Source organism: Mesorhizobium sp. M1A.F.Ca.IN.020.03.2.1, from assembly GCF_004023205.1.
In the GTDB taxonomy this organism is placed as follows: Bacteria; Pseudomonadota; Alphaproteobacteria; order Rhizobiales; family Rhizobiaceae; genus Mesorhizobium.
On record NZ_RZSV01000258.1, the window covers coordinates 1 to 7,078 of the forward strand.

7 protein-coding genes and 1 pseudogene are annotated in these 7,078 nt (G+C 64.1%); 6 read left to right on the plus strand and 2 right to left on the minus strand.

Annotated elements, in window-relative coordinates; all coding sequences use genetic code 11:
• Positions 1–392 (minus strand): annotated as a pseudogene (locus EOA79_RS27395) (tetratricopeptide repeat protein); the annotation flags it as partial.
• Positions 393–502: 110 nt separating this feature from the next.
• Positions 503–1,126 (minus strand): LysE family translocator, encoded by a 624-nt coding sequence (locus EOA79_RS27400; protein WP_095824381.1) that lies wholly within the window; start codon positions 1,124–1,126, stop codon positions 503–505.
• Positions 1,127–1,357: 231 nt separating this feature from the next.
• Here EOA79_RS27400 and EOA79_RS27405 point away from each other — a divergent pair, with 231 nt between their 5' ends.
• The 6 genes from EOA79_RS27405 to EOA79_RS27435 form a co-directional block, all read left to right on the plus strand.
• On the plus strand, positions 1,358–2,125 hold the full coding sequence (locus EOA79_RS27405; RefSeq protein WP_127335401.1) for a L,D-transpeptidase: 768 nt from the start codon (positions 1,358–1,360) through the stop codon (positions 2,123–2,125).
• A 122-nt stretch (positions 2,126–2,247) separates the two neighbouring features.
• Positions 2,248–3,414, plus strand: a complete 1,167-nt coding sequence (locus EOA79_RS27410; RefSeq protein WP_095824379.1) for a diphosphate--fructose-6-phosphate 1-phosphotransferase — start codon at positions 2,248–2,250, stop codon at positions 3,412–3,414.
• Complete coding sequence (locus EOA79_RS27415; protein ID WP_164748334.1) at positions 3,414–4,160, plus strand: MBL fold metallo-hydrolase; 747 nt, start codon at positions 3,414–3,416, stop codon at positions 4,158–4,160. The genes EOA79_RS27410 and EOA79_RS27415 overlap by 1 nt, the downstream gene beginning before the upstream one ends.
• A 191-nt stretch (positions 4,161–4,351) precedes the next feature.
• The gene (locus EOA79_RS27420; protein WP_095824378.1) at positions 4,352–5,896 is read left to right on the plus strand and encodes a DegQ family serine endoprotease; all 1,545 of its coding nucleotides are present in this window, start codon (positions 4,352–4,354) and stop codon (positions 5,894–5,896) included.
• A 625-nt stretch (positions 5,897–6,521) separates the two neighbouring features.
• A complete protein-coding gene (locus tag EOA79_RS27430; RefSeq protein ID WP_066996029.1) occupies positions 6,522–6,728 on the plus strand; it encodes a DUF680 domain-containing protein in 207 nt (68 codons plus the stop codon).
• Positions 6,729–6,875: 147 nt separating this feature from the next.
• Positions 6,876–7,078: DUF680 domain-containing protein (locus tag EOA79_RS27435; protein ID WP_128293473.1), on the plus strand; the 203-nt coding region annotated here is incomplete at its 3' end.

A 7,078-nucleotide genomic window follows, 5' to 3' on the forward strand; every position in this document is an offset into this window, starting at 1 on the left:
ATCTGGTGGCCAACCTGCAGCGCCACCGCATCGAGCGGGTTGTCGATGGCGACGTCCTCGAGGATGCGGGCGGCGTCATGCCAGCGGCCGCTGGCAAGATGGCCGAGCGCCGCGACATGCGCGCGCTCGCGCGCGGTGCCGGCGAGCGGCAGCGCCGCCGCATGACAGGTTTGCGCAACCGCCGTCGCCTCCCGCTCGGTGGCGAGGCCGAACAGGTAGCCTTTGAACACATGCGCCATCACGAAGCTGGGCTCATCGGCGATCGCGCTATCGACGGAGCCGACCGGGTCGCCGATGAAGCACTGCAGCTCGCGGACGGCTCTGGCGTAGGACGAAAGCCCGGCTTCGGTCGCGCCTGAATGCGTCAGGCCGAATGCGTCCTTCAGCGCCATGCCGCGTCCTTTAATGCCTGCTCGTCCGGTCGAACCGATGCGATCCTAGAACATCGACCGTCGGCCCGCCAACCGGCGAGGGCTTCGACTGTGTCGAACCGGACTTCTCCTCAATTCCCCGAACGCATCGCCACCGTGGCGATGCCGGCGCCGACAAGCAATGTCCCGCCGGTGCGGTTGAAGATACGGATCGCCCTTGGGTTGCGCACCATGGCGCGCGCTCGCGAAGCAATCAGCGCATAGCCGAAGGCATTGCTGAATGCGAGCGCCAGGAAGGTCGCTTCGAAGATCAGCATCTGCGTCCAGAAATCGGCATGCCGGTCGAGAAACTGCGGCAGGAAGGCGACGAAGAACGTGATGCTCTTCGGGTTGAGCGCCGTGACCAGCCAGGCATGCGCCATCATCCTTGCCGCCGACACGGCGTCGGTGCGCGGTTCGGCCTTCAGCGCGCCGCCGGCGCGGAACAGTTTTATGCCGAGATAGATGAGGTAGCCGGCGCCGATCACCTTGAGCACGGTGAACACAGTGGCCGAAGCCGCAAGCAGCGCGCCGATGCCGAGCATCGAAAGCGTCATGGCGGTGAAATCGCCGAGCGCGACGCCGACTGCCATCGGCAGCGCCGTACGCCAGCCCTGGCCGAGCGCATAGGAGACGACCAAGAGGATCGTCGGGCCCGGGATGACGAGGAGGATGGCGGAGGCAGCGGCAAAGGCAGCCCAGTTTTCGAAGGACATTTTCCCTACTCCTTGAGCGCAAAGAACAGGATAAATCCTGGGGTATGCGAGATTGTAAAGAGGCGTTGGAGAAAATCTTCGGCGCCGGCCTGCCCTGGCGCCTGGCCCGGACAACGCCCTGTCAGGGTTAAGTGCGGGCAAAGTTCTTTCACCCTTTTTCAACCATGACTGACGAAAATTGCAGCCATTCGGCCGGACCGTGCTTCCCGCCGACAGCGTAGGGTTTGGTGTATGCGCGAGTTGCCGCAAAGTCTGACGCCGCCTTCGAGCGGCGAAACCGTCGAAACCGAAGTTCCGCTTTCCCGCCGCGCCATGCTTTCCGGCATGGGCGCCATGGCGCTGCTCGGCATGGCCGGCTGCGGCACCACCGACACGCTCGACCTGCCGCAATTGCAGATCGACGACACCACCACCGGATCGGTGCCGATCCGACCGGCGATCAGCGTCGACAAGAACATCACCGGTCCCGACGTGATGTATGCTGCCTTGACCGACAACGGCTTCCAGGTCCCGGCGGTGCCCTACCAGAAGGTCAAGCCGGAGTTCCGTCGCCAGATCGTCGTCGACAAGACCGGCGAAGCGCCCGGCACCATCGTCGTGCATTTGCAGGAGCGCATGCTTTATCTCGTCCAGCCCGGCGGCGACGCCATCCGCTACGGCGTCGGTATCGGTAAGGACGGCTTCCGCTGGTCGGGCCGCGCCAACATCCAGTACGGCAAGGAATGGCCGGTCTGGACGCCGCCGCCGGAGATGGTCAAGCGCAAGCCGGAACTGGTGAAATGGCAGGGCGGCCAGCCCGGCGGCCTGAGCAATCCGCTGGGCGCCCGCGCGCTTTACATCTACCAGAACGGCAAGGACACCGGTTACCGCATCCACGGCTCGCCCGAATGGTGGACCATCGGCCAGGCGATGTCGTCGGGCTGCGTGCGGCTGATCAACCAAGACATCATCGACCTCTACAACAGGGTATCGAAGAAGAACCCAGTCGTCGTCGTCTGATTTTTTCGGCGGTCAGCACGGCCGCTATTTTTTCGGGATCATGCGCCTCCTTTCTCCCGTTGCGTGATGCCGCAAGACAGGCGAAGGTGCTCTGAAAAGCTTCGCCTCGGGAGAGAACGATCATGGCCGGAACCTTTGTCATCGCGCAGGGCGGCGGCCCGACCGCCGTCATCAATCAGACGGTCGTCGGCGCCACGCTGGAGATCCGCAAGCGGCATCCCGGCGCCAAGGTGCTCGGCTCGATCCATGGCGTGCGCGGCATCCGCGACGGCAACTATGTCGACCTCTCAGCCATCCCCGAAGATCGGCTGCGGCTGATCGCCGGCACCCCGAGCGCCGCCCTTGGCTCGACCCGCGACAAGCCAGACGCGGCCTATTGCGAGGTCATCCTCAACGGCCTCAAGAAGGCCGGCGCCGATGCCTTCATCTATATCGGCGGCAACGACACTTCGGGCACCCAGCAGATCCTGACCGACGCCGCCGGCGGCGCGATGGCCTTCGTGCATGCGCCGAAAACCATCGACAACGATCTCGAGGAGAACGACCATACGCCGGGCTTCATCTCGGCGGCCGAATTCGTCGCCGGCGCTTTCCTGTCGGTCGATTTGGATTTCCGCGCGTTGCCCGGCATTTATGTCGGCATCGTCATGGGCCGGCACGCCGGCTTCCTGACTGCCGCGGCCGCCGCCTGGCAGCTCGATCCGGATAGCGGTCCGCATCTGGTCTATGTACCGGAGCGCGCCTTCTCCGCCGAGCGTTTCATCGATGATGTCCGCAAGACGCTCGACCGCCACAAGCGCTGCATCGTCGCCGTCTCGGAAGGCGTCAGCACCGCCGACGGCAAGGCGTTGGTCGAGAGCCTGGTGCCGCCGGAAAAGCTCGAGCGCGACCAGCACGGCAACGTCAAATTGTCGGGCAGCGATCTGCCGGCGGCGCTCGAACGCGCTTTGGCGGAAGGCCTGCCGGGCAAGCGGGCGCGCGTCGATGCCCTGGGCTATATGCCGCGCGGCTATGTCGGCGCGATCAGTCCCGTGGACGCCAGGGAAGCCTTCGAAGCCGGCGCGTTCGCCGTCGCCGTTGCCGAGGAGGGTGGCGGCTCGGTGGCGCTCCAATATGACGGCACCAAGACCGTGCTGAAGAAGGTGCCGCTCGAGGCGGTGGCCGGCAAGACCCGCCACATGCCGGACAATTTCATGAAGCCGGACGTCAACCAGTTGTCCGAGGCCGGCATGGCCTATCTGAAGCGGCTGGTGCCGGAAAAGTACAAGGTCGGAAAGCCGTTCGTCTGATGGGCGACCTTGTGGTGGGCGACTGGTTCGGCAAATCCGTTGTCGATGCCAGAACGACGATGCTGACCGAGCCATTCGTGCACGATTTCGTGCGCGCCAATATTTGGCATTTCAAGGGCCGGGACGCCGACCTGCTGGTCGACACCGGCATGGGCATCTGCCCGCTGGCGCCCGAGATCGACACCCCGGCCGGCAAGCCGCTGATCGTCGTCGCCACCCACATCCATCTCGACCATGTCGGCTCGCTGCACGAATTCCCGCTCAGGATGGGGCCGAAGGTCAGCGCGGCGGAGTTCGATGGCATGGATGATGCCGTCACCTACGCCAACATGTTCCACAATCTCGACGATGCGGTATCCAAATTGCCGGCGCCCGGCTGGAAGGCGGCTGACTATCGCATCCCTTCCGCACCGTTGACGCGAGTGCTCGACGAGGGCGACATCGTCGACCTCGGCGATCGGATATTCCGCGTGCTGCATCTGCCCGGACATTCGCCGGATTCGATCGCGCTGTTCGATGAGGCCGACGGCCTGTTCTTCGCCGGCGACGCCATCTATGACGGCATGCTGATCGACGACCTGCCAGATTCGGACCGCGCCGCCTATTGCCGCACCATGCAGCGGCTGCTCGACCTGCCGATACGCATCGGCCATGGCGGCCATGGCCCGAGTTTCGGCCGCGCGAGGATGGGAGAGATAGCGTCTTCCTACCTACGCCGCCGAGAGCGCTTCGTGAGCGCTCTCTGAATTAAATCTTTGTAAGGTCGCGCCAAAACCCTAATTCGGACCATTCCACGCCCTAAATGCGTGGCTGTCGATCCGGCCGACTGCCATGCATGGCGAGACGGGCAATCCCGGCCGTCGACACGCCGACGGGCGCGTCCTTGGAGAGAGCCGTCCGCGGCGCCGGATCAACTCTCGCCCGGACAGAAACGACCATGTCACCATTTAGCATTCTTCGCAGACATCGCGTCGCGGCCCTGCTGGGCGCTGCGCTGATCATCTCCCCCGTCGTTGTTTCCTTTGCGCAAAATCCCGGCAATGCCGGCCTGAGCAACGTGGTCGCGACGACACAGACGCCGGTCGCCGGCATTACCGCTCCGAACGGCTCGTTCGCGCCGGTTGTCGCCACCACCAAGCCGGCAGTCGTGACCGTGACGACCGTGATGAAAGCCCAGCCCGGCGCGACGGACGACGGCTCGCCTTTCGACGGCAATTCGCCCTTCGACCAGTATTTCCAGCAGTTCTTCGGCGACCAGGGCATCCCGATGCCCAAGACGCCGCCGCAGCAGGCGCCGCGGCAGGAGGCTTTGGGCTCCGGCTTCATCGTCGGGTCCGATGGCACCATCGTCACCAACAACCACGTCATCGACGGCGCGACCTCGATCAAGGTGACGCTCGACGACGGCACCGAGCTTCCCGCCAAGCTCGTCGGCCACGACGCAAAGAACGATCTGGCGGTGCTCAAGGTCAAGGCGAGCAAGCCGCTGCCGACCGTCAAATGGGGCGATTCCGACAAGCTGATGACCGGCGACCAGGTGCTGGCGATCGGCAATCCGTTCGGCATCGGCACCACGGTCACCGCCGGCATCGTCTCGGCGCGCGGCCGCGACCTGCACAGCGGGCCGTTCGACGATTTCATCCAGATCGACGCGCCGATCAACCACGGCAATTCCGGCGGCCCGCTTGTCGACGTGAAGGGCGATGTGGTCGGCATCAACACGGCGATCTATTCGCCCAATGGCGGCAGCGTCGGCGTCGGCTTCGCCATTCCTTCGGACCAGGCGCAAAAAGTGGTCGACAAGCTTATGAAGGGCGGTGACATCGAATACGGCTATCTTGGCGTGCAGATCCAGCCGGTCACGCAGGACGTCGCCAGCGCCATCGGCCTCGACCATCCGGGCGGCGCGCTGGTCGCGGCGGTCACCGAGGGCTCGCCGGCGGCCAAGGCCGGCATCGAGACCGGCGACGTCATCACCGGCTTCGCCGGCCAGGAGATCAAGGACCCCAAGGATCTGTCGCGCGCCGTCGCCGACGTCTCGCCCGGCAGCAAGGAAACGCTGAATGTCTGGCGCAACGGCAAGGCGATGCAGATCTCGGCCGATGTCGGCCGCAATGCCGAAGACCAGAAGACCGCCTCGAACGGCGAAGGAGGCAAGCCATCGGCCGAACAGGGCCTGCGCGTGCCCTCGCTCGGCCTTGGCCTTACGGACCTCACGCCGGACATCCGGGAGCAGCTCAACCTGGCCGACAACCAGCGCGGCGCCGTGGTCGAGCGCGTCAACCCGGACAAGGCGGCCTCCGCGGCCGGCATTGAACCCGGCGATGTCATCGTCGCCGTCGACCGCACGCCGGTGAAAAACGCAAGGCAAGCGAACCAGGCGATCGCCGAGGCCGGCAAGTCCGGCAGGAAGTCGGTACTGCTGCTGGTCGATCGCGGCGACGCGCAGATATTCGTCGCCGTGCCTTTCGCCGCCGGCTGAGAACAGTTTCCAAGGAGCCTGCCGGCCTCTTCGGCAGGCTCCGCCGACAAGATTTCGGTTGCCCGCAAACGAGGTCGACTTCCGCGACGAGTTGACTGAACTGGACGATCGTCGCGACGGCTTCGATGTGGTGCTGACGCTGACGCGCGAGCAGGCCCGGCGCCCGGCCGGCGCGATCCTTTCAGATCGGAGAGAAGGACGCTCAGGCGAGGATGCGCCGAGAGTTGCCGACGCCTTTGACCCGTGGGCGGCAACGCTCCCGAATCGAGCCGGTAGGTCCAAAATGGTTAAGCGGTATCGAAAAGTGACTATTAGGGAATTCTAAAATCGAACCGAACAGTTCGTTTCTGTTGACGGTGCGTGCAGGACGGGGTGAACATCGGTGCTCGTATACACTTGGTGAGCCAAATGGCGAAGCAGTATAACTAATTGATTTTACAACAGAAAAATCGGCAATGGCGGCGATTGGTACAATATCAAGATGGGGATTCATGGGCCAGCCGAAACAACTTCGTGATTGGAATCCGGCAGCCGGCTCACCCACATCGGGGCTGTCCGAACGACGCGATTTTCACTCCCAAGACACGCCGCTAGACGGACGAAAAAACATACTGGAGTACCAAAAATGAAAAAGATTGTTCTCACTGCCGCCGCCCTTCTGGCCATTTCCGGCAGCGCCTTCGCTGGTAGCGACAACTACGGTTCCAACGCCGCCAATCAGCCGGCCGCAGCGGTCGACACTTCTCGCACGGCCTCGACCCACAGGTCGGAAGCGGCCGCTCAGAAGCCCGTCACCCAGGGCGCGGACCACAACCTCTTCGGCAACAACTAAACTGCCGAACCTGGCCATGATCCATCAGGGGCCATGGCCGACAGGAGACAGGCGGTGGGTTCACCCGCCGCGTCCCCAAGGCATGTCGCCCAAAAGTGTACCCCAGTTTTGGAAACGACATCAGGTTAAGAATTCAGGAGTATTGAAATGAAGAAGATCGTTCTTGCCGCAACGGCCGTTCTGGCCCTCTCCGGCGCAGCTTTCGCAGGCAGCGACAATTACGGCTCGGCTGGCGCCAGCCAGCAGGCCGCTGCCGTCGACACGACCCGCACTTCGTCGGTGGGCACCGACTCGCCGGTCTACAAGCTGCTGAACTCGTCGAATGACGTGCACAAGTCGGCCCCGCCGGG